27 protein-coding genes are annotated in these 21329 nt (G+C 73.0%); 14 read left to right on the top strand and 13 right to left on the bottom strand.

Annotated elements, in window-relative coordinates; genetic code table 11:
* Positions 1–78 precede the first annotated feature (78 nt).
* The 7 genes from M1R94_RS11685 to M1R94_RS11715 form a co-directional block, all read right to left on the bottom strand.
* Positions 79–870, bottom strand: coding sequence for an SRPBCC family protein (locus M1R94_RS11685; RefSeq protein ID WP_249381876.1), 792 nt, complete (start codon positions 868–870; stop codon positions 79–81).
* Positions 867–1445 carry an ArsR/SmtB family transcription factor gene (locus tag M1R94_RS11690; RefSeq protein ID WP_249381877.1) on the bottom strand — a complete coding sequence of 193 codons (579 nt, stop codon included), beginning with the start codon at positions 1443–1445 and terminating at the stop codon, positions 867–869. Before M1R94_RS11690 ends, M1R94_RS11685 begins: the two co-directional genes overlap by 4 nt.
* A 97-nt stretch (positions 1446–1542) precedes the next feature.
* Entirely contained in the window at positions 1543–2403 is an 861-nt protein-coding gene (locus M1R94_RS11695) for an anti-sigma factor (RefSeq protein ID WP_249381878.1), read from the bottom strand.
* Entirely contained in the window at positions 2387–3040 is a 654-nt protein-coding gene (locus M1R94_RS11700) for an RNA polymerase sigma factor (protein WP_249381879.1), read from the bottom strand. The genes M1R94_RS11695 and M1R94_RS11700 overlap by 17 nt, the downstream gene beginning before the upstream one ends.
* Positions 3037–3714, bottom strand: a complete 678-nt coding sequence (locus M1R94_RS11705) for a class F sortase (protein ID WP_249381880.1) — start codon at positions 3712–3714, stop codon at positions 3037–3039. Before M1R94_RS11705 ends, M1R94_RS11700 begins: the two co-directional genes overlap by 4 nt.
* A gap of 240 nt (positions 3715–3954) precedes the next feature.
* Positions 3955–4785, bottom strand: a complete 831-nt coding sequence (locus tag M1R94_RS11710) for a DUF4397 domain-containing protein (RefSeq protein ID WP_249381881.1) — start codon at positions 4783–4785, stop codon at positions 3955–3957.
* A gap of 178 nt (positions 4786–4963) precedes the next feature.
* On the bottom strand, positions 4964–5719 hold the full coding sequence (locus M1R94_RS11715) for an alpha/beta fold hydrolase (RefSeq protein WP_249381882.1): 756 nt from the start codon (positions 5717–5719) through the stop codon (positions 4964–4966).
* 103 nt (positions 5720–5822) lie between these two features.
* Between M1R94_RS11715 and M1R94_RS11720 the strand changes: the two genes are divergently transcribed.
* The 3 genes from M1R94_RS11720 to M1R94_RS11730 all read left to right on the top strand — a co-directional run bounded on the left by M1R94_RS11720 (position 5823) and on the right by M1R94_RS11730 (position 7934).
* Entirely contained in the window at positions 5823–6581 is a 759-nt protein-coding gene (locus M1R94_RS11720; protein WP_249381883.1) for a helix-turn-helix transcriptional regulator, read from the top strand.
* Between the two features lie 67 nt (positions 6582–6648).
* Entirely contained in the window at positions 6649–7650 is a 1002-nt protein-coding gene (locus M1R94_RS11725; protein WP_249381884.1) for a S1 family peptidase, read from the top strand.
* 65 nt (positions 7651–7715) lie between these two features.
* Positions 7716–7934, top strand: a complete 219-nt coding sequence (locus M1R94_RS11730) for a hypothetical protein (RefSeq protein WP_249381885.1) — start codon at positions 7716–7718, stop codon at positions 7932–7934.
* An 87-nt stretch (positions 7935–8021) separates the two neighbouring features.
* Here the strand turns inward: M1R94_RS11730 and M1R94_RS11735 are convergent, their stop codons facing one another.
* Positions 8022–8510, bottom strand: coding sequence for a hypothetical protein (locus tag M1R94_RS11735; protein WP_249381886.1), 489 nt, complete (start codon positions 8508–8510; stop codon positions 8022–8024).
* 145 nt (positions 8511–8655) lie between these two features.
* Between M1R94_RS11735 and M1R94_RS11740 the strand changes: the two genes are divergently transcribed.
* The 3 genes from M1R94_RS11740 to M1R94_RS11750 all read left to right on the top strand — a co-directional run bounded on the left by M1R94_RS11740 (position 8656) and on the right by M1R94_RS11750 (position 11221).
* Entirely contained in the window at positions 8656–8871 is a 216-nt protein-coding gene (locus tag M1R94_RS11740; RefSeq protein WP_249381887.1) for a thioredoxin domain-containing protein, read from the top strand.
* A complete protein-coding gene (locus M1R94_RS11745; protein WP_249381888.1) occupies positions 8868–9203 on the top strand; it encodes a hypothetical protein in 336 nt (111 codons plus the stop codon). The genes M1R94_RS11740 and M1R94_RS11745 overlap by 4 nt, the downstream gene beginning before the upstream one ends.
* Positions 9204–9280: 77 nt before the next feature.
* Positions 9281–11221 carry an NHL domain-containing thioredoxin family protein gene (locus M1R94_RS11750; RefSeq protein WP_249381889.1) on the top strand — a complete coding sequence of 647 codons (1941 nt, stop codon included), beginning with the start codon at positions 9281–9283 and terminating at the stop codon, positions 11219–11221.
* Between the two features lie 75 nt (positions 11222–11296).
* Here the strand turns inward: M1R94_RS11750 and M1R94_RS11755 are convergent, their stop codons facing one another.
* A complete protein-coding gene (locus M1R94_RS11755; RefSeq protein WP_249381890.1) occupies positions 11297–11794 on the bottom strand; it encodes a CinA family protein in 498 nt (165 codons plus the stop codon).
* A 43-nt stretch (positions 11795–11837) separates the two neighbouring features.
* A complete protein-coding gene (locus M1R94_RS11760; protein ID WP_249381891.1) occupies positions 11838–12428 on the bottom strand; it encodes a TetR/AcrR family transcriptional regulator in 591 nt (196 codons plus the stop codon).
* A 38-nt stretch (positions 12429–12466) separates the two neighbouring features.
* Here M1R94_RS11760 and M1R94_RS11765 point away from each other — a divergent pair, with 38 nt between their 5' ends.
* Together M1R94_RS11765 and M1R94_RS11770 are read left to right on the top strand one after the other, a co-directional pair.
* The gene (locus tag M1R94_RS11765; protein ID WP_249381892.1) at positions 12467–12994 is read left to right on the top strand and encodes a DinB family protein; all 528 of its coding nucleotides are present in this window, start codon (positions 12467–12469) and stop codon (positions 12992–12994) included.
* Between the two features lie 629 nt (positions 12995–13623).
* Positions 13624–14613, top strand: coding sequence for a pirin family protein (locus M1R94_RS11770; protein ID WP_249381893.1), 990 nt, complete (start codon positions 13624–13626; stop codon positions 14611–14613).
* A gap of 57 nt (positions 14614–14670) precedes the next feature.
* On the opposite strand, the gene M1R94_RS11775 is transcribed toward M1R94_RS11770, so the two are convergent.
* Positions 14671–15498, bottom strand: coding sequence for a S1 family peptidase (locus M1R94_RS11775; RefSeq protein ID WP_249381894.1), 828 nt, complete (start codon positions 15496–15498; stop codon positions 14671–14673).
* A 301-nt stretch (positions 15499–15799) separates the two neighbouring features.
* Between M1R94_RS11775 and M1R94_RS11780 the strand changes: the two genes are divergently transcribed.
* Positions 15800–17272, top strand: coding sequence for a glutamate synthase subunit beta (locus M1R94_RS11780; protein WP_249381895.1), 1473 nt, complete (start codon positions 15800–15802; stop codon positions 17270–17272).
* A gap of 4 nt (positions 17273–17276) precedes the next feature.
* Here M1R94_RS11780 and M1R94_RS11785 read toward each other — a convergent pair whose 3' ends face one another.
* Complete coding sequence (locus tag M1R94_RS11785) at positions 17277–17705, bottom strand: VOC family protein (protein WP_249381896.1); 429 nt, start codon at positions 17703–17705, stop codon at positions 17277–17279.
* Between the two features lie 90 nt (positions 17706–17795).
* On the opposite strand from M1R94_RS11785, the gene M1R94_RS11790 reads away from it, so the two are divergent.
* Genes M1R94_RS11790 through M1R94_RS11800 form a run of 3 tightly spaced genes read left to right on the top strand, consistent with a single transcriptional unit; the run spans position 17796 to position 19474 of the window.
* Positions 17796–18257, top strand: coding sequence for a type II toxin-antitoxin system PemK/MazF family toxin (locus M1R94_RS11790; protein WP_249381897.1), 462 nt, complete (start codon positions 17796–17798; stop codon positions 18255–18257).
* Positions 18258–18305: 48 nt separating this feature from the next.
* Positions 18306–18902, top strand: coding sequence for a sugar O-acetyltransferase (locus M1R94_RS11795; RefSeq protein ID WP_249381898.1), 597 nt, complete (start codon positions 18306–18308; stop codon positions 18900–18902).
* Between the two features lie 14 nt (positions 18903–18916).
* A complete protein-coding gene (locus M1R94_RS11800) occupies positions 18917–19474 on the top strand; it encodes a TetR/AcrR family transcriptional regulator (protein ID WP_249381899.1) in 558 nt (185 codons plus the stop codon).
* Here M1R94_RS11800 and M1R94_RS11805 read toward each other — a convergent pair.
* The gene (locus M1R94_RS11805) at positions 19368–19859 is read right to left on the bottom strand and encodes a hypothetical protein (protein ID WP_249381900.1); all 492 of its coding nucleotides are present in this window, start codon (positions 19857–19859) and stop codon (positions 19368–19370) included. The two genes, M1R94_RS11800 and M1R94_RS11805, sit on opposite strands and share 107 nt — an antisense overlap.
* Before the next feature lie 322 nt (positions 19860–20181).
* On the opposite strand from M1R94_RS11805, the gene M1R94_RS11810 reads away from it, so the two are divergent.
* Positions 20182–20763 (top strand): GNAT family N-acetyltransferase, encoded by a 582-nt coding sequence (locus M1R94_RS11810; protein WP_249381901.1) that lies wholly within the window; start codon positions 20182–20184, stop codon positions 20761–20763.
* Between the two features lie 121 nt (positions 20764–20884).
* Positions 20885–21310 carry a DUF1761 domain-containing protein gene (locus M1R94_RS11815; protein ID WP_249381902.1) on the top strand — a complete coding sequence of 142 codons (426 nt, stop codon included), beginning with the start codon at positions 20885–20887 and terminating at the stop codon, positions 21308–21310.
* Positions 21311–21329: the final 19 nt, after the last annotated feature.

Raw genomic sequence — 21329 nt, forward strand, 5'->3', positions numbered from 1 at the left:
CCGCCCGCACCCACCTGGGTGCGGGCGGTCCGTCGTGTCACCGGCGCCGCGCGCACGCAGCTGGTCCCGTGCCGAGGTTCAGGCCGGGACGGAGAGCCCCTGCAGCCAGGTCTGCCACGCGGGCTCCTCGCGTCGCACGTAGTCCGCGGCGTCGGCCGAGAACAGGTACGCCCGCACGCCGGCCGTCGTCGTGCCCTCGCCCTCGCCGTACGTGTAGACGGTGAGCATCCCGGGCACCGGGGCGGTGAGCCGGACCAGCGCCTGCCGCTCGCCGACCCGTTCGAGCGTGCCGGTGACACCGCGTGCCTCGACCGTCGTGCCCTCGTCGTCGAGCCCGAGCGTGTCACGCAGGGTCGACCAGAGTGCCTCGGGGGTGCCGGGGTAGGAGGCGCTCGCCTCGAGCTGTGTGGCCTGCTGGCCGGGGAAGTGCGACAGGTAGAGGCGCAGGTTGTCGAAGAACGGCATCCAGCTGGAGCCCATGTCGTCCCACCACTCCTGCTCCCAGTCGGCGCCGGTCCCGAACCCGCTGCTGGTGACACGCACGACGCAGGTGCCACCGGACTGCGCCTCGACGACGAACTCCGAGGTCAGCGGGCTGAGCGAGTCCGGGTCCTTGCCCATGAGGGCGGCCCAGTCCTCCTGGTAGGCGATGCGGCGCGGCGGGTCCCAGCCGGTGACCTGGCCGTCCGAGCCCATCTCGGGGCCCATGGAGAAGTGCAGGGCGCCGCCCTCGCGCTCCTCCATCTCGGTCGGCAGGAACCAGGCGCTCATGCCGGTGGCGGTGGCGACGGCCTGCCAGACCTGCTCGGGGGTTCCCGGTACCTCGACGCTGAACTCCAGGCGGTACGGGACGTTCGGTGTCGCGCTCATGAGCTCTCCTCAGGAAGTGGGTGGGCGGCGACGACGAGCCGGTGGGGGCGCCCGTCGTCGTGGTGGTAGCGAGCGGCCAGGTCGAGCACCGCAGCGGTCAGGTCGTCCGCGAAGGCAGCCCGGTCGGCCGCCGAACGGAAGCCGATCTGGGTGTCGATGGTCAGCGTCGGCAGACGCTTGCCCGAGGTGCCTGCGCGGCGTGCCAGGGTGCCGACCTCGCGCACCAGACGGCCGGCCAGCGCGACGAGGTAGCCCGCCGACAGGTGGTCGGCGTTGGCGTCCGGGTCGGCCGCGGACGCGCTGACCGCCGCGGGGGAGACGACGTACGACGCCGCCGACGCCTGGAGCACCCGCTCGGTCAGCCCGCCGTGCCGACGCTCCTCGGACAGCTCCACCAGGCCGTGCGCCTCGAGCGCCTTGAGGTGGTAGTTGACCTTCTGACGCGCGATGCCGACCCGGGCGGAGAGACCGGCGGCGGAGGCCGGGACGGCCAGCTCGCCGAGCAGCCGTGCCCGGACCGGATCCAGCGCGGCGGCGGACGCCTCCACGCTCTCGATGACCTCGACGTCCTGCATGACGCCACCGTGCCATTGACAAGAAATGTTGTCAAGGCATGCGCGTCACCGCCCAGGAGGGCATCGCGGCGCCGAGATCGGGCGTGTGCGCGGGCGGTCAGGCGTCGAGGATGCCGCGGATGATGCTGTCCCCCGAGTGGGCCGGGTCGCCGTCGTAGGGCTCGTCGGAGACGTCGACGACGGCGAAGTCCGCCAGGTCGAGGTCCGTCGGGATGCTGAACCGGCCCTCGGCCCCCTCGAGCACCCCGAGGCTGACGAGGCGGGTCACCTCGCGGTCGATGAGCCACACCTCGCGATACCCCTCGAGGTCCTCACCGCCCTCGAGGCTCAGCACGAGCTCGCGGGTGCCGTCGGCGGCCTCCACGACGGTGGCCTCACCGGTGGCCGCCCAGCCGGGCAGCGGGTCCAGGGTCGTGCTGGCGAGCACCTGGCTGGTGTCCGGGTCGTCCTGACCGGCCCACCACGCCCCACCGACCCCGCCCAGCACGAGCCCGGCGGCTGCCGCCGAGGCGACCCACGGTCCCCGGCGGCGACGCAGCGGCACCACGGGGGCCAGGCCGCCCGGTGCGCCGTCCACCTCCGGTGCGCTGCTCGGCGCGGAGCCGGCACCCGTGGAGAGGTCGTCAGGCCCGGGGGCCCGGTGTCGTCCAGGGGTCGCCTCGACCGTGGCCGGGTCCGTGGTGGGGACCTCCGCGAGGTGGGGGCCCGTGGACCCGCCGTCGGGAAGGAGCCCCGGGGTCAGGTCGAGCTCGGCGCGGATCCGCTCCCAGACGGCCAGGGGCGGCGTGACCAGGCTGTCGGCGGCGGTCGCCGACCGGCCGACGGCCACCGCTGCCGTCAGGGTCGCCACCTCGTCGGAGCACGCGGCGCAGAGGGCGAGGTGCTCACGATCGGTGTCGCTCAGGGGTTCGCCCAGCGCGGTCAGCGCGAGGGCCTCCGGGTCAACGTGTTCCACCATCCACCTCCAACCGGTCTCGCAGGCGCAGCAGGCTGCGTCTGATGTGGCTCTTGACGGTCCCGAGCGGCAGCTCGAGCCGCTGGGAGATCTGGTCGTGCGTGAGGTCCTCGTAGAAGGCGAGGGCCATGATCGTGCGCTGGGGTTCCCCCAGCCGGGTCAGCTCGTCGGTCACCGTCAGCCGGTCGGCGACGGACGCCGTCTCGGGCTCGGGTGCGGGGCCGGTCGTCGTGGCCACCGCGAGCTCGTTGCGTCGGTCGCGCGCCCGCCGCGCGTGCACGTCCGCGATGGCGTTCCGGGCGATGCCGGTGAGCCAGGCAGGCAGCGGGGACCGGTCGGGGTCGAAGCCGTGGCGACCGCGCCAGGCGCTGACGAACACCTGCTGGGTGACGTCCTCGGCGTCGGTCACGTCACGCAGCGAACGCAGGGCGAGGGTGTGCACGAAGGCCGACCAGCGACGGTACGCCTCGGCGAGGGCCGTCTCGTCGCCGGCACGGAAGGCCTGTCCCAGGACGTCGTCCTCCCAGGTGACCGGCGCGCGCAGCGAGGAGGTGCGCGGGGGCGTGGACAGCGGGCTCCTCCTCTGCCGTGTCGGGCCGGGGGATGCCGGCGGTCGGGTCAGGGTCAGTGCGACCATCATCCACCGACTGGCTCGGCGGTGACGATCACGTTGTCGGTGTAGCTCCGTGCCTCGCGCTGGAAACTACCACCGCAGGTGATCAGCGTGAGGCGGTGGCCGCCCTCGCGCGTGAAGATGTCGTCCCAGGTGACCTCGGGCTTGGCCAGGGCGACGACCGAGGTCACCGCGTACCGGTGGGTCGTGCCGTCCTCGAGGGTCACGTCCACCAGGTCGCCCTGCGCGAGGTCCTTGAGCCGGGCGAAGGGGCCCAGGCCGGCCGAGGCGACCGAGTCGACGTGGGCGGCGATCACCGAGGTGCCTTCCTGCTGGCCGGGGGCCGCGCCGAACCGGTACCAGCCGGCGCGCTCGGCCAGCGGGGGGATCTCCATCTGGCCGTCGTCCTGAACCCCGACGGGGTCGATCGGCAGGTCGATCCCCAGCGCCGGCACCGAGACGGAGACCGGGGGGACGGGGGCCGAGGCCTCGAGGGCGGCGAGGCTCGAGCTGCGCACCGGGACGTCGACCACGGGCGTCGGGGGTGCTGCCGGGGCGGGCTGCTCAGCAGGGGCTGAGCTCGCCGCGGGTACGGGGTCGACGGGCGGCTCGGGGGTGGAGCCGCAGGCGGCCAGCGCTGCGACGACGAGGGCCAGCCCGAGGGTGCGGGCGGTCTCGCGGCGGCGGTGGGTCGTCGACATGCGGGGCTCCGGTCGGATCGGTCGTGCTCGGGGTCGTGCGCGGGATGGTGCTCGGCGGGGTGGTGCTGGTCAGACGCGGACGGGGTGCGGCGCCCTCGGGAAGGAGAGGCGCCGCACCCCTGGGACCGGCCGGCCGCGTTGTCAGCGGACCTGACAACGGGGCTGTCAGCTCCGCTGTGCCGGAGGAACCACCCGGCCGACCGGTCGTTCAGGTGCTCAGCTGTCCAGGTTCGGGCAGGCTCAGCGGTTCGCGGTCACGGCCGTCTGGCGACGGGCGACCAGGGCGGCGCCACCGGCGGCGGCGAGCAGGGCCGCGCCGACCATCCAGGCGGTGCCGGTGGACGAGCCGGCAGCGAGGCCGAGCTCACCCGAGGGAACGCCCGCGGGGGCGGAGTGCAGGCCCTCGATGGTCTGGACGGCGACGTCCAGGTTGTCGTCAGCCAGGCTTCCCCACGCGTAGACGATCGTGTTGACGCCCTCGGTCACGGCCACGTCGACCGGCCCGATGACCGGCTCGGTGGTTCCGGTCGCGGCCACGGCGGCCGGGACGGTGCCGGCCGGGAGGTTCAGGACCTCCTCGTCGGGGTTGGACAGGTTGGTGATCACGGCGGTGTCACCGGCCAGGACGTCCACTGCGGGGGCGGCTGCGGTGTGGCGGACGGTCAGTCGACCCTCACCGGCGGCCGTGGTGGAGATGTCGTTGGTGAACAGGCTGGCCGTCGGGGCGCCGTCGGCGTCGAGGTGGGCGACCGCGGTGTAGTTCATCCCGCCCTCGAGGGGAAGGTCGATGGGGCCGATGGCGGGCTCGCTGTCGTCGGCCGCGTCGGACGCGGTGATCGCCACGGTGTAGGTCCCGGCCGGGAGGTCGAGCGGGCCGGCCAGGTCGCCGGGGGCGAAGTCGTCGAGGGTCAGGTCGCCGTTGACGTAGACGTCGACGGTCAGGCCCGGGACCCCGTGCAGCACGGAGAGCTTGGCCTCGTGGTTGTCGGCGAGCGCCGGGGCGGCGCCGACCAGGGCGAGGGCGAGGCCTGCTGCGCCGGCGGTGCCGGCTGCGAGAAGTCGAGTGCGCATGGTTCCTCCAAGTGGCTGCCCCGAGGGGCACGTGAACTGCTTGACACCTCTACTACCCGGCGAGGGGCGGGTTCGGATGCAGCAGATGCGGAGGAGTTTTCTGCGCGGCCCGGTGGTGCGCGCCGCGACGCCCATGCGGAGCGGGTCGTCGCGGCGCGCGCCGGGAGGGGGATGGGCGTCAGGAGGTCGCGGCCGCGGCGATCGCGGCGGCCAGGTCGGCGGGTCGGGAGAACATCGGCCAGTGGCCGGTCGGCAGGTCCACCGAGGTCACGTCGTGCAGGTCGGGCAGCTCGGCCGGGATCTGACCCGCGGCGACCAGCTCGTGCAGCAGCGCCGCGGGGATGCTCGTGCAGATCAGGGTCACGGGCACCTGCAGGCGTCGTGGGTCGCCCAGCAGGACAGGCGAGCCGGCGACGCCGCTCGGGTGCGGGACGGCGCGGTCACGCAGGGTGGCGCGGTCCTCCGGGCCCAGCCCTTCGATGCTGTTGCCCTCGGCCTCGAGCTCTTCCCAGGTGGGCAGCGGCAGGTCGGGACCGTCGCTCTGCACCCCGGGCTGCAGCGCGACGCCGTCCCGCAGCGGTCCGCTGTCGACGTAGACCACCCGGCGCACGCGTTCTGGGTGGCGGTCCACGACGCTCTGCACGACTACCGCCCCACCGCTGTGGCCCACGAGCACGACGTCGCCGTCGAGGTCGTCGACGAGGGCGGTCACGGCCTCCACATGATCCTCGAGGGTCAGGCCGGATCGGTCCTCCGCAGGGGAGCCGAGCCCCGGCAGGGTGACCGGGTGGGGGACGAGACCGGCTGCGCGCAGGCCGGGCAGGACGTCGTCCCACGCCCACGCACCGAGCCAGAAGCCGGGGACGAGGACGACGTGCACCGTGCCGGGCGCCGAGGAGCAGGAGGGCTGCTGGGGTGCTGTCTGTGTGCTCATGAGACCACGGTGCGGCACTGTCGATGACACCGGTCTGTCACCTATTCTCAGGAGTCCGTCCAGGATCCGCGAGGTGCTCGCGGGTCGGGCCGAAGGAGGCACCGTGAACCGGACCGATCGCCTGTACGCCGTCTCCGAGGAGCTGCGTCGCGCTGGCCGGCGAGGAGCCACCGGCGCGCGGCTTGCGCGGCTGCTCGAGGTCAGCGAGCGCACCATCAAGCGGGACGTCTCCGCGTTGCAGCAGGCCGGCGCCCCGATCGGTGCCCGCCCGGGTCCCGGTGGCGGCTACGTGCTCGAGGCCTCGGCGAGCCTCCCGCCGGTCAACTTCACCCCGGCGCAGGCGGTCGCGGTCGCCGTGGCGCTCGCGGCGCTGCCCCCGGGCAGCCCGTTCTCGGCCGACGGCGCCTCGGCCCGCGGCAAGGTCTGGGACGCCCTGGGACCGGCCGACCGCGACAGGGCCCGCGACCTGGCCGCGCGGATCTGGTTCGACGCCGGATCCCGGTCCCCGGACGATCGCACCGCCCCCGCCGTTGACGGGACCACGGGCGCACCGGGTGGGGCGGTGCCGCCACCGGTCCTCCGGGCGATCGAGACCGCCTTGACCCGACGGCTCGTGCTGGCCCTGACCTACCGCTCCGCCGCGGGGGAGGTCACCAGGCGCAGCGTCGAGCCGGTGATCCTGGGCCGTGCCGAGGGGGCCTGGTACCTGATCGCCTGGTGCCGCTCGCGCCAGGCGATCCGCTGGTTCCGGCTCTCCCGGATCGAGCGTGCCGACCTGACCCGTGAGCAGCACCCCGCCCGCGACGTGAGCGAGGCCGGTGCGCCCCCCGCGGGGGCGACCGCGGTCGGCGGGGACGACTGACGGGCGGCGCCGTGCGCGTGTCAGCACCGAACGGCACACTCGGGTCACCGAGCACGCAGGGGGAGACATGGACCACGCCGAGGCACGTCGTACCAAGCAGGAGGTCAGTGCCTACGTGCACGACCTCCTCGAGCAGAAGGTCGAGACCCGGGCGCTCACGACGGCGCCCCCCGCGATCTCGCTGGGCCTGGCCCCGCAGCCCGACGGCGGCTTCTCGGTCGCCGTGCGCTACCGGCTCGGCGTGCCCACCGCACGGATGGTCGCGCGCCGCGTCGCCCAGCAGGTGGGTCCGGGGGTGGACGTGCGCCGTACGGGACGGATCCGCGCGGTCGCACCCGGGCACGGGGGCACCGCACCGCGACCTCCGGTCGTCTCGGCCCTGGCCGTCGGGGAGACCGGCCGGGCCCGCCCGTTGCGACCCGGGGTGTCCATCGCCCACGTGGACGTCAGCGCCGGCACCCTGGGGGCGTTCGTCCACGTCGACGGCGTGCTGCACGCGTTGTCGAACTACCACGTGCTGGTCGGTTCCCCCACGGCGTCGATCGGCGACGCCGTGCTGCAGCCCGGCCCGGCCGACGGCGGCTGGGACCCCGACGACCGGGTCGGCAGCCTGGCCGGCCTGGTCGCCCTCGAGCGCGGGCAGCGGGCCCTGGTGGACGCCGCGGTCGCGCGTCTCGACCAGCCCGAGGTGGACCTGGACTACCCGGTGGGCCGGGTCACGCGGACCGCCGAGGTCACCGACGCGGTCGAGGTCGAGAAGATCGGGCGGACCACGGGCATCACCCGTGGGCGGGTCACCGCCATCGAGCTCGACGACGTCGTGGTCGGTTACGGCGAGGAGCTCGGCGAGCTGGCCTTCGACGACCAGATCGAGGTGGAGGGGCTGGGCCGGGCGCCGTTCTCGCGCGGCGGGGACAGCGGCTCGCTCGTCTACCGGGCTGCCGACGGGGCAGCGGTCGGGCTGCTCTTTGCCGGGAGCGAGACGGGAGGGGAGAATGGCACCGGGCTGACCTACCTCAACCCGATCGGACCGGTGCTCGCGCTGCTGGGCGCACAGCTCGCGATCTGAGCGAGTGGTCGTGGGTCGGCCGGGCAGGCCCTCCCCCGGACTGCCGCCGACGAGGCGAGGTGGCGATGACCGACCTTGAGCAGGCGCGTGTCGCCAAGGCGCACCTGCGCACCGCGCTGCAGGGGTGCCACGGCATCGGTGCGGTGGGGGTGGCCCCCACCGCGGACGGGTACTGCCTGCAGGTCAACGTCAGCGACGAGGGCGACCGGGAGGCGGTGCCGGACACGATCGACGGGGTGGACGTCCGGGTCCGTGTCGTCGGACCGATCCGCGCCAGCGGCTGAGCCGCCACCCGGAGCTGTCGCCCGGGGTCGCAGAGCCTGCCGCCGGGGGCCGATGGCCCGGGTCGCACCCGGCCGCCTCCGGGAGCCTCAGAGGACGCGCACGGTGCCGATGACGGCGCTCACGTGCAGCACGGCGTCGTGCAGGTCCAGGGTCACCACGGTGACCCCGGCGACCCTGGTGTCCACCGCGTCCTGGACGCGTACCGCCACGACCGGGTCGCCCGAGCCCCTGCGCACCTCGACCAGCCCTTCGGGGAGCCCCGCGTCGACCAGGGCCGCGTTGATCGGGCCGATCAGGAAGGTGACCAGCTTGTGGGCCGGCAACGCCCGCGCGTGCGCGGTGATCTCCGCGGTCGCGACGCCGTCGTCGTACCCGGTGAAGCGCACGGTCACGTCCACCATGCCGACCGCTGCGGCCGCGAACCGCAGGGCCGTCGAGGGGTCGGGGATCTCGCGCAGGTCGATCTGCGCGTGCACGACCGACCCCTCGGCCCGCACCGAGCGCACCAGCGGCGGCAGCGGCTCCCGGGCGGTCGCCAGGGCGAGGGCTTCGGTGAACGGCAGGGCGAGGTGCATCGGGGCTCCGGTGTCGAGGGCGGACCCCTGCACCGTAGGGCGGAGCGCGTCGCACGGACAGTGGTGAGGCGCGCTGGCAGCACGCGGGCGGGTCGCTGCGCGGACGACCGGCATAGACCTCGCGCACCTCGTGTTCACTACCGGTGTGACCTCGAGCAGCGACCCCCAGAGCAGCAGCCCCCGCCTCCCCAAGGTCCGCGCCTCCGAGCTGGTCGGTCGCGGCTGGCTCAACACGGGTGGGCGCGACGTGACCCTCGCGGACCTGCGCGGCAAGATCGTGCTGCTCGACTTCTGGACGTTCTGCTTCCCCAAGAGCAACTCGCTGTCGGCGCCACTCGGAGCCGGATCGGACGAGCAATGATCCAGGAACCGGTCGACGCTCAGCCGCTGTGTGACCTCTGCGGTGCGCCAGTTCCCGACGACGCATGGTTGACCGTTGAGGTAGATCGCGCGCGTCCCGCGGAGTCGTCAGTCGTCGGCTTCGACTATCTCAACGCGATCTTCTGCAGCCAGGAGCACGCCTCGCAGTGGCTTGCCGGTCCGCTGCCTGCCCCAGAGCCGGTCGCGCTCCTGACACCTTCCCGCGGAGACCGAGTCTTCGACGCGCTTCTGGTCCCCGGCATCGTGCTGGTGATCGCGCTCGCTCTCGTCGGTCTCTGGACTGTGGTCCGCTGGATCGTCACCCTCTTCTGACGTCCGGAACGACGATGGGCGACCTCGCTGGCCGGACCTGGGCATAAGACGACAGGCATTTCCGGTTGACTACCTCCGTGACCCAGACCAGCAGCAGCCGCCTGCCCCGCGTCCGCGCATCCGAACTCACCGGACGCGGCTGGCTCAACACGGGCGGCAAGGACCTCACGCTGAAGGACCTCCGAGGTCGTCTTGTGCTCCTAGACTTCTGGACGTTCTGCTGCGTCAACTGCCTGCACGTCCTGGACGAGCTGCGCGAGCTCGAGGAGCAGCACCGTGACGTCCTGGTGATCGTCGGGGTGCACTCGCCCAAGTTCGTCCACGAGGCCGACCCGGTCGCGCTGGCCGCGGCCGTGGATCGCTACGAGGTGCACCACCCCGTGCTGGACGACCCGGACCTGACCACCTGGTCGGCGTACAGCGCCCGCGCCTGGCCGACCCTGGTCGTGATCGACCCCGAGGGCTACATCGTGGCGCACATGGCCGGTGAGGGGCACAAGAACAACGTCGCGGTGCTGGTCCGGGAGCTGGTCGCCGAGCACGAGGCCAAGGGCACCCTGAACCGCGGCGACGGTCCGTACGTCCCGCCGCCCGTGACCTCGTCGACCCTGCGCTTCCCGGCCAAGGCGATCCGACTGCCCAACGGGAACCTCCTGGTCGCCGACGCGGGCCACCACTCCCTGGCCGAGCTGGCGCCCGACGGCGAGACCCTCGTGCGGCGCATCGGGTCGGGGACCCGTGGCCTGGTCGACGGCGGACCTGACCAGGCCCGGTTCAGCGAGCCCAACGGCCTGTGCCTGGTCCCGCGCGAGCTGGTCGACCACGAGCTCGACGTCGACGTGCTGGTCGCGGACACCGTCAACCACACGATCCGGGGCGTCCGGCTGGCCGACGGGCAGGTGACGACCGTCGCGGGCACCGGGGAGCAGTACATGGTGGGTGGCGGGGAGAACGTCGACCTCTACCCCGACGGCACGGCCCCCGTCGACGACCGGTCGGGCGTGGGCTACAGCAGCGACCCCCGGCAGCTGCGGCTGTCCTCACCGTGGGACATCGTCTGGTCCCCGGCGGCCGCGGCCTTCGTGGTCGCGATGGCCGGCAACCACACGCTGTGGACCCTGGACCTGCTGCAGAACCAGCTCACCCGGCTCGCCGGGACCATGAACGAGGGGCTCGTGGACGGTCCGCTCGCCGACGCCTGGTTCGCCCAGACCTCGGGCCTCGCGGTCGACGCCGGGGGCCGCGTCTGGCTCGCGGACTCCGAGGTCTCCGCCCTGCGTCACCTCGACCTGGGGACCGAGGGTGGCGTGGTGGGCACGGCCGTGGGCGCCGGGCTCTTCGACTTCGGTCACCGGGACGGCCCGGCCGACCAGGCGCTGCTCCAGCACCCGCTGGGGGTCGCCGTGCTGCCCGACGGGTCCGTCGTGATCGCCGACACCTACAACGGCGCGGTGCGCCGCTACGACCCGGCGGCCGACGGCGGCCCGCAGGTCACCACCCTGGCGCGGGACCTGGCCGAGCCGAGCGGGCTGCTCGTCGAGGCGCACGACGACGGAGCGCTCGACCTGCTGGTCGTCGAGTCGGCCGCGCACCGGATCACCCGACTGCGGCTGCCGGCAAGGCTCGCGGGCGAGATCCTCGACGGCGGGGCGCACCGCACGCAGCGGCCCGTCGCGGAGATCGGCTCGGGCGCGGTGACGCTCGACGTCGTCTTCACCCCCGCGACCGGGCAGAAGTACGACGACCGATACGGCGCCTCGACGCGGCTGCAGGTCTCCTCGACCCCGCCCGGGCTGCTGCTCGACGGCGCGGGGGACGACGTCCCGCTGACCCGCACCCTGCGGATCAACCCCGAGGTCGCCGAAGGCGTGCTGCACGTCACGGCCCAGGCGGCGTCCTGCGACGCCGACCCTGCGATCGAGTTCCCCGCGTGCCACCTCAACCAGCAGGACTGGGGTGTGCCGGTGCGGGTGGTCAGCGGGGGTCCGGCCGAGCTGAGCCTGCCGCTGCACGGCTGAGGCCCCGCGTGCACCGCCGTGACGGCCGGCTCACGGGTGGTGCGGTGCGAGCGCGGAGCGGTACCGGCGGGCGCCCTACCCCTGCGCCGCCTCCCGTAGCAGGGCGATCGCCCGCTGGGTCGTCGCGACGATCACCTCGGGGGGCGAGCCCTCGAAACGGGCCTTCTGCGTGCGTACGCCCGACGGAGACCGCACCGCGAACCACACCGTCCCCGCCGGCTCGCCCTCGTCCGGGTCAGGACCGCCGACCCCGGTGACCGCGACGCACAGGTCGGCCCCCAGCAGGCGCGCCGTGGACTCGGCCATGGTGCGCGCGCACTCCTGGGTCACGACTGAACCGCGCGGCACCTCGAGCAGCCCGAACTTCACCTCGGGGGAGTAGGCCACGACACCTCCGCGCAACCAGTCCCCGGACGACGGCGCCGCCGCGAGGACCGTCGCGATCGTCCCACCGGTGAGCGACTCGGCCGTGGCGACCCCCCACCCCCGGCGGCCGAGGGCCTCGACCAGCTCCTTCGTGTGATCCTCGGCCGCGTCGGCCGTCTGCCCGACCGCCCTGCTCAGGTGTGACATGGAGCCAGCCTGCCAAGGAGCCTCGGGGTGCGCGAGGCGACCCTCAGAGCGCGCCGACCGCCCGCAGCACGAACGTCTCGGTCGCGAGGATCGCCGCCTCGCGCCCGCGGCCCTCGTCGGGGATCCCGCGGCTCGACAGGCACGCGTTGACCAGCGGGACGGTGGTCTCGATGGGTTGGGCCGGCAGGGCGCCGGAGTCGATCCCGGCGGTCAGGATGCGTCGCAGGATGTCCTCGACGACCTCGGCGTGCTCACGCAGGCGGGCGATGGTCCCGCGGGACAGCACGCTGCGCAGGTCGGGGCCCGGGGCGAGGTGGAACACCCGCTTGAGCTGGGCCTGCTGACGCACGTAGGTGCGCAGCTGCTCGACCGGGTCGTCCACACCGTCCAGCGCTCGTTCCAGGGTCGCGACGTACTGCTCCGTCTCATGCGTGATGAACGCGATGAGCAGGGACTCCTTGTCGGGGAAGTGGTTGTAGACCGCGGTGCGGCCGATGCCCGCGGCGCTCGCGATGTCCGCCAGGGTGATCGCGTCGAACCCTCGCTCGGACATGAGGGAGGTCAGCGCGGCGAACAGCTTCTGGCGCGTCTGCTCACGGTGCTCGGTGAGGGATCCACCGATGATCTTCGGCATCCGACCATTCTCCCACCTGCGGTCACTACGCTCGGTCCATGGCTGACGACGCGATCATCCCGGACACCAAGGACTGGACCTGGGTGCTCGAGCAGCCCTGCGCGGAGTGCGGCTTCCGTGCCGAGGAGGTCGACGGACCGCAGGTCCCGGCACTGGTCGCCGAGTGCGCCGTCCGGTGGGAGCGGGTGCTGACCCGGCCGGACGTGGCCACCCGTCCGGCACCGGACGTGTGGTCACCGCTCGAGTACGCCTGCCACGTGCGCGACGTGTTCCGGGTCTTCGACGAGCGGGCCGCCCTGATGCTCGCGCAGGACGGCCCCACCTTCGCCAACTGGGACCAGGACGCCACGGCGCTCGCCGAGCGCTACGCCGAGCAGGACCCGGGACAGGTGGCGGTGGACCTGGCGGCCACGGCCGACGGCGCGGCCGCGACCTTCGCCTCGGTGCAGGCGGACCAGTGGGCACGCCGGGGCTTCCGCAGCAACGGATCGGTCTTCACGGTCGAGTCCCTCGCGAAGTACTTCGTGCACGACGTCGTCCACCACCTGCACGACGTGCAGGGCTGAGACGAGCCACCGATAGGCCGTTCGGGTGACGTCACGCCCGTCGCCGACCGATCGCGGTCCACATCTTTTGTCCACAGCCCTGTGCGTGGACTCGTGCGTGAGCCGGGCCGCCTGTGGATGACTCTGTGCACAGAGGATGTCCCGAAAGTCGCCCCCAGAAGTCCTTGCGGGGCGGTCGGGAGAGGTCTAGAAATTGACCTACGGCACCACAGGAACGGCGCCCAGGACGGGGAGACCCGGACCGGGAGCAGAACCGACGGAGTCGTGATCGACCGGAGAACGACGGACCATCTCGTCGGGGCAACCCGACGGGCTGCGGATGGTGGCGCAGGTGTTCGCACGGACCGGACGGTGGATCGTCAGCGAACCTGACCGCTCGCGGGAGACCGCAGAGCGAGGGATCGACCGCATCGCCAGAGCGGGGCGGTGAGGACCGGGCAACCGGAACTCACAGCAGACGGTCACAGCAAGGCCCCTCGGACGCTTACTCCGAGGGGCCTTCGCTGTGTCCAGGGTAGATCGCCCTCGGTGAACACCCTGTGAGCGACACGCGACGGTCGGGGGAAGGTCAGGCCGCTCGCCGGTGTTGGACCGGGGGAGAGGTGCGACCCCCCGTGCGAGGAGTGGCGATGACAAACCTGGAGACGGCCCCGACCGAGCTCGTCTGCGACGACGCCGAGCGGGTGCCCGCCCCCGAGGTGCTGCTCCCGCGGGAGGTCCCGCTGGGAGGCATCCGGGCGATGTCGGTGCGCCGGACCCTGCCGCAGCGTCGCAGGTCGTTCATCGGTGCCTGGTGCTTCGTGGACCACTACGGCCCCGACGACGTCGCCGTCACCGGAGGGATGCGGGTGCCCCCGCACCCGCACACCGGGCTGCAGACGGTGAGCTGGCTGTTCAGCGGGCAGATCGAGCACCGCGACAGCCTCGGCACCCACGCCCTGGTACGCCCGGGCGAGCTCAACCTGATGACCGCCGGCCGGGGGATCAGCCACTCCGAGGACTCCACCGCCGACACCGCGGTGCTGCACGGCGTCCAGCTGTGGTTGGCGCTGCCCGAGAAGGACCGGGGCGCACTGCCGGCCTTCGAGAGCTACGTGCCCCCCGTCCAGCCGCTGCCGGCCGGTGAGGTGCGGGTGTTCCTGGGCAGCCTGGCCGGTTCGACGTCCCCCGTGGGGACCTTCTCGCCCCTGGTCGGGGCCGAGGTGAGGCTGCGTGCGGGCCACGAGCAGGTGCTCGTCCTCGACGCCCGGTTCGAGCACGGGTTCCTGGTCGACACCGGAGGGCTCGAGGTCGGCGGCGTCTCGGCCGACCGCGGTGAGCTGCTCTACCTCCCGGTCGGGACGACCACCGTGACGGTCCGGGCCGCGGGCGACGCCGACCTGCGGGTCGTCCTCCTGGGCGGGGTCCCCCTGGGTGAGCGGATCGTCATGTGGTGGAACTTCATCGGCAGCTCGCACGAGCAGGTCGAGCAGGCACGTGCCGCCTGGCAGGCCGAGATCGGGGCGCCCGACGCCATCGCGGTCGGGGGTGGCTCACGCTTCGGCCAGGTGGTCGGTCACCCCGCGCCTGCGCTGCCCGCACCGGTGCTGCCCCACCACCGGCTGCTGCCCCGCGCCTGACGACGGCCCCTCCGTCACGGGAGCGGGCCGTCGTCAGCGTCGCTCAGGAGCTCCGGGTCACCCGTTCTCGCCAGGGACGAGGCCGAAGGTGGCCAGCCACTCGAGGTCGTCGGCGGTGTCGACCCGGTACCCGCCCCCGGTCCCGGCGCAGCGCGCGTTGATGCCGTAGGAGGTCACAGCGGCGATCACGTTGCTGCCCGCGACGAAGATCGGACCGCCGGAGTCGCCGCTGCACGTGCCGCCGGTCGAGGCGTTGTTGGTGAAGAGCACCGAGTTGCCGGCCTTCTTCTCGCCGAAGGCGGCGTCCTGGTTGATGATCTTCAGTGTTGCCTGCAGTCGGACGAGCTCGGCCTCGGTCAGGCCGGTCTGCGCCGGCATGCTGCGCTGCAGCCCGTATCCCACTGCGGTGAACACCTGCCTGTTCTGACCTCTCTTGACGAAGAAGGCGTCGAAGTAGGCGAGGTCGGGCAGGGCGCCGTACTCGTCCAGCAGCACCGGCTCGTCCAGCACGACCAGACCCAGGTCGTTGAGGTAGAACGCGTCGTCGTCGTAGTCGGGGTGCGTGGAGGCGGTGCCCTCGATCGAGGTCTCACCACCGGTGGGGTACCCGACCGCCGCGCGGTCGGTGAGGTCCTCCTCGAACCACACCCGGGCCCCGTCGGCCCCGAAGGTGCAGTGACCGGCCGTCAGGAAGATGGTCGGCGAGACGAGGGTGCCGCTGCACCGCCAGGCGGGTGCGCCGTCGACGTCGGCGATCATCAGCCCGACGTAGGGGTGCTCGCCGGCGTCCGGCTCGCCGTAGCGGATGGCCGATGCGGGTGATGCGGTTCCGACAACTGCCAGCGCCAGGGCAGCCAGACCGACGAAGAGTCGAGGTCGACGCATGGGATCTCCTCCAGAGGACGGGCACGACGGATGACCCGGGACGTTACTCCCGGGTCAGGACACCCGCCCTCGGAGAGTCGGGCGCCGTGAGCTGTCCGAGGGACGTTCGGTCCGGGCGGCCCGGAAGCCCGAGGGCTTAGGCTGCGGTTCACGCACGCAGATCCCCGTGCGACCGTCGTCCGGATGCCGCGAGACCCGCGGGCCGGGCGCGCCAGTCCCCCGCAGTGCGCCTGCGTGACCCGCGTCGACCTCCTCGACCCTGCGGTACACGGTGGGCGCGACCCGAACCTGGAGGTGGCACGTGGCTGATCCCCGCGGCTTCCTGAAGAACCGCGAGCGCGAGCTGCCGGCCAACCGCCCGGTCGACGTCCGCATCCTCGACTGGCGCGAGGTGCACGAGCACCGCGCCGGGCACCCCGAGGACCTCGCCGTGCTGAACCGCCAGGCCGGGCGCTGCATGGACTGCGGGATCCCGTTCTGCCACAGCGCGTGCCCGCTGGGGAACCTCATCCCGGAGTGGAACGACCTGGTCTGGCGCGGCCAGTGGGCCGAGGCCAGCGAGCGCATGCACACCACCAACAACTTCCCGGAGTTCACCGGGCGGCTGTGCCCGGCCCCGTGCGAGGCGTCGTGCGTGCTGGGCATCAACCAGCCCGCGATCACCATCAAGAACGTCGAGGTCGCGATCGCCGACGAGGCGTGGTCGCGTGGCCTCGTCACACCCCAGGTGCCGCAGTGGCTGACCGGCAAGACGGTGGCCGTGGTGGGCTCGGGACCCGCCGGCCTGGCCGTCGCGCAGCAGCTCACCCGGGCCGGCCACACCGTGGCCGTCTACGAGCGGGCCGACAGGATCGGCGGGCTGCTGCGCTACGGCATCCCCGAGTTCAAGATGGAGAAGCACCACATCGACCGGCGTCTGGAGCAGATGGAGGCCGAGGGCACCCGCTTCCGCCCCGGGGTCGACGTCGGCGGGGACCTCACCGGGCAGGACCTCCGGGAGAGCTACGACGCGATCGTGCTCGCCGTCGGCTCGACCACCCCGCGTGACCTCCCGGTGCCCGGCCGCGAGCTGGGCGGGATCCTGCAGGCGATGGAGTTCCTCCCGCCCGCCAACCACGTGGCCGTCGGGGACGAGGTCACCGGTCAGGTCGTGGCGACCGGGAAGGACGTCATCGTCATCGGCGGTGGCGACACGGGCGCGGACTGCCTGGGCACCGCGGTGCGGCAGGGTGCGCGCTCGGTCACCCAGCTGGAGATCCTTCCTCAGCCTCCGCAGGACCGCCCCGGCCACCAGCCCTGGCCGACCTTCCCGACGCTCTACAAGGTCACCAGCGCCCACGAGGAGGGTGGCGAGCGTGTCTACGCGGTCAGCACCCAGCAGTTCACGGGCGACCAGGACGGTCAGGTCGCGGCGCTGCGGCTGGTCGACGTGGAGATGATCGAGGGCCGGCCGACGCCGGTCGAGGGCACCGAGCGTGACATCCCGGCCCAGCTCGTGCTGCTCGCGATGGGGTTCATCGGTCCCGAGCAGGGTCCGCTGCTCGACCAGCTCGGGGTGAGCCTGACCGGTCGGGGCACCATCGTGCGCAGCGACGAGTACGCGACGGACGTCCCCGGGGTGTTCGTCGCCGGTGACGCGGGCCGAGGGCAGTCGCTGATCGTGTGGGCGATCGCCGAGGGACGGGCGGCCGCCGCGGCGGTCGACGCCTACCTGACGGGCAGCTCGGCGCTTCCCGTGCCGGTCACGGCCTCGACGATGGCGCTGCGGCCGTAGCCGGTCAGCGGAACAGGCAGAACGGGTGACCCGAGGGGTCACGGAGCACCCGCACGTCGGCCTGCGGCTGGGCGTCGGCGAGCGTCGCGCCCTGGGCCACGGCCCACGCGGTCGCCGCGTCGAGGTCCTCGACCTGGATGTCGAGGTGCTGGGAGGCGACCTGCTCGCCTGCGACGGCGGGCCACACCGGACGGGCGAAGTGCTGCTCGTACTCGAAGCTCAGGGTGGGCCCGGGTTGTCCCCGCGGTGGCCCGATCTGCGCGGAGCCCCCGGGCTCGTCCGGGCCGGGCGGCTCGTCCACACCGACCGGCCATCCCAGGAGCCGCGCGTAGAAGTGCGCCAGCCCGTGCGGGTCGTCGGTCCCGACGGTGACCGAGGTCAGTCGGAGGAGTGGTCGCCCGGGGTCGGTTCCTGCCTGCTCGTGGGTGGCCATGCGTCCAGGATCGCGCGGCACGGGCGCGCGCGGTAGGTGGGAGAGTGCTCGGGTCGACGGCTCCGAGCCGCCGGGCCGGGAGGGCAGGTGATGATGGGTACCGACGACTGGTCCGAGGTCGTCGTCCTGCTCGGTGAGCGTGGACGGGAGCTCGTGTCGTCGCCGGCGCTCGTGGCGGGAGTGCTCGGACTCCTCCTGCTCCTGACGGTCCTCGGGGCCCGCCGTCGCCGTGGTCCCCGGCCGGCGGTCGGCGAGATCTGGTTCGCCCGGGTGCCGTACCGCGACGGCACCGGGAGGAAGGACCGTCCCGTCCTGGTGCTGGCCGTCGGCGGACGCCGGTGCACGGTCGCGTCGTTCACCTCGCAGGACCAGGGCGTGCGGGGAGACCACGTGCGGGTGCCGGACGGCATCCCCGGGCTGAGTCGGACCAGCTGGGTGAGCACCCGTCCGGTGCGACTGCCGCGGTCGGCGATGCGGCGTCGCACGGGTGCACCGGGTGAGGCGCTGGTGGCCTGGTACGAGGACGCCGTCGAGGGTCGCCGTCGGCGCTGAGACCGTGGACACCGTGACACCCCGGTCGACATGCGTACGATCGTCCACATGACCGACTCCCCGACCCCGACCGACTACTTCGCCGGTGACCCCCGGAGCAACCACGAGCGGATGCTCGCCGGGGACCTCTACATCTCCGACGACCCGACGATCCTCGAGGCCCAGAAGACGGCCGTGCGGCTCGCCGCGCGGTTCCTGGCCGTGTACGACCAGGACCCCGACGAGGGCCAGGTCGTGGCACGGCAGCTCTTCGGCCACCTCGACGAGACCGCGTTCGTGCGCGCCCCCGTCCACGTCGACTACGGCAGCCGCATCACCATCGGTCCCCGGACCTTCGTCAACATGGGGCTGACCGCGCTCGACGTCGCCGAGATCCGCATCGGTGCCGACTGCCAGATCGGGCCGCACGTCCAGCTGCTCACCCCCACCCACCCCGTCGAGCCGCAGCCGCGACGCGACAAGCTCGAGGCGGCCAGACCGATCACCATCGAGGACAACGTGTGGCTCGGCGGGGGAGCGATCATCTGCCCCGGGGTCACGATCGGCGAGAACAGCGTCATCGGCGCCGGCGCCGTGGTGACCCGCGACGTCCCCGCCAACAGCGTGGCCGTGGGGAACCCGGCCAGGGTGATCCGCACCATCTGAGACGAGGGCAGCCCGTGAGAGCTCGCCGTGCCGACCCCGACCGCCGCGACCGGCTGATCGACGTAACCATCGACCTCATCGCCGAGGTCGGCGTCGCCGGCATCTCCCACCGCAGGATCGCCGCACGCGCCGACGTGCCGCTGGGCTCCATGACCTACCACTTCGAGGGCATGGACCAGCTCCTGCACGAGGCGTTCACCCGCTTCGCGGAGCGCATCGCGGCGTCCTTCGAGGTGCGTCTGCGCGCGGCCGATGACGTCGACCAGGCCCTCGAGGCGGTCGCGGACCTGGTGCACGAGCTGTCCGACCCTGCGAGCAGCCGCGACCAGATGGTCAGCTACGAGCTCTACACGCTCGCCGCCCGCGACCCGCGGTACCGCAGGATCACGACCTCGTGGATGCGCCGCAGCCGCCAGGAGCTCGAGCGGCACTTCGACCCGCGGGTGACCCGGCAGATCGACGCGCTCATCGAGGGGCTCGCCCTGCACCGCGCGCTGGACGACGAGCCCTTCGACCGGGACCTGACCCTGGAGGCGGTCCGGAAGGTCGCCGCAGCACGACCAGCGCGATGACCGCGACGAGGACGGCGACCCCCGCCGAGATCGCCGACCAGGTCTTCTCGAAGTACCACAGCGGCTCGTACAGGGACGGGATCGGGCCGATCGCCGGGATCTGCACGTAGACGCTGAGCAGCACCGCGAGCAGCGAACCCACCGCGACCGCGGCGAAACCCACCCATGCCGCACGGCTCCCGCGGACCGCGACCCACAGGACCACCACGGCGACCGCGGCCGCCTGCGCCAGGAAGAGCCCGCTGAGCGTGATCCCGCCGTCGGCGAGCAGCGGGGGGCGTTCGAGCGCGAGACGCAGGTGCAGGTACCCGGAGTACCCCAGCGCGACCGCCCCGAGCAGCCGGAGCACGCCCGAGGTCCGTCCTCCTGATGAACCGCTGACCACGGCGACCTCCTCGTCCGACGCCGGCGCCCGGCGTGCTCCTGACGCTAGGTGACCGCCGTCCGTCCGTCCATGATCGCCTCGTGGGAGGGTGAGGGCTCGGCGAGCGCGAGGGCGACGGCGTCTCCTCGCGCAGCAGCTCGAGGTACCGCAGGCGCAGACGGTCGCGCGTGGCCTCGGTCCACGGCTCGTAGAGGTCCTCGGGGGGCTGGCTGCTCCGTCGCGGTCGCGGACCTCGGCGACCAGGTCGAGGCGCTGCGCGACGTCGTCGAGCCGATGAGGGAGGTGTGTGGTCGCGCGACGGCCCACCGGGCAGGATGGCCTGGTGCCGATCCTCACCACGCCCGCACTGCCCGTCGGCAGCCTCGCACGGAGGGACCAGCCGGTGCTCGACGCCGGCGCGGCGGTGCTCCGACCATGGGCCCCTACCGACGCCGCCGCTGTCGTCGCGGCATATGCCGACCCGAGCATCCAGCAGTGGCACGCGCGCACCTTGAGCCTGCCCGAGGCGCAGGCGTGGATCGCGGACTGGCCCGACCGCTGGTCGCACGAGAGTGGCGCCGGCTGGGCCGTCGAGGACGGCGGTCGGGTCGCGGGGCAGGTGAGCCTGCGCCGGGTCCACCTGCACGAGGCGTGCGTGGAGCTGTCCTACTGGGTGCTGCCTCCGGCCCGCGGCAGGGGGCTGGCGACCGCATCCCTGACCGCCGTCACGCAGTGGGCCTTCGCCCTGGGCGTGCACCGCGCCGAGCTGGACCACTCCACGCGCAACCACGCCTCGTGCCGTGTCGCGACGAAGGCGGGGTTCCACGTCGAGGGGACCGCGCTGGCGCGGGGCCTGCACGCCGACGGCTGGCACGACATGCACCTGCATGCCCGGCTCAGCACCGCACCGGGCGCGGGAGCCTGAGCGCCGGTACTGAGCGCCGGTGCCGACGGTGCTGGAGGGCTCGCCGTCGAGCTGGCGCCGGGCGTAGCATCCCGGCTCAGCGCCCGTGCCGGGGTGCCTCGACGGGGAGGCGGCGATCATCATGGTTCCGGAGATCAACTGGTGGGCGGTGGTGGTCGCCACCGTGTCGACCATGGTGGTCGGCTCGATCTGGTACGCACCGAAGGTGTTCGGCTCCCGCTGGGAGCGTCTGGCGAAGATCGAGAGCCCCGCGAACGCCTCTGTCGCGATCGGCGTGACGCTCCTGGTCAGCCTCCTCACCTCGTGGGTCCTGGCGGGGGCGTCCGCGATCGCGTGGTACTTCTACGGCGGGTCCTTCTTCACGAACGCCGTGGTGACCGCGGTGATCCTCTGGGCGGGCCTGACCGCCGCCCGGTTCATCACGCACGACGCCTTCGAGAACCGCCCCTGGCGGCTCACGCTGATGAACGTCGCGCACGAGCTCGTGACGTTCCTCGTCATCGCGGTGATCATCGGGGCGTTCGGGATCGACTCGCCGGCCGCGTAGCGCGTGGTCAGGCGGGCTG

Source organism: Actinotalea alkalitolerans (genome assembly GCF_023369855.1).
Taxonomy (GTDB): domain Bacteria; phylum Actinomycetota; class Actinomycetes; order Actinomycetales; family Cellulomonadaceae; genus Actinotalea.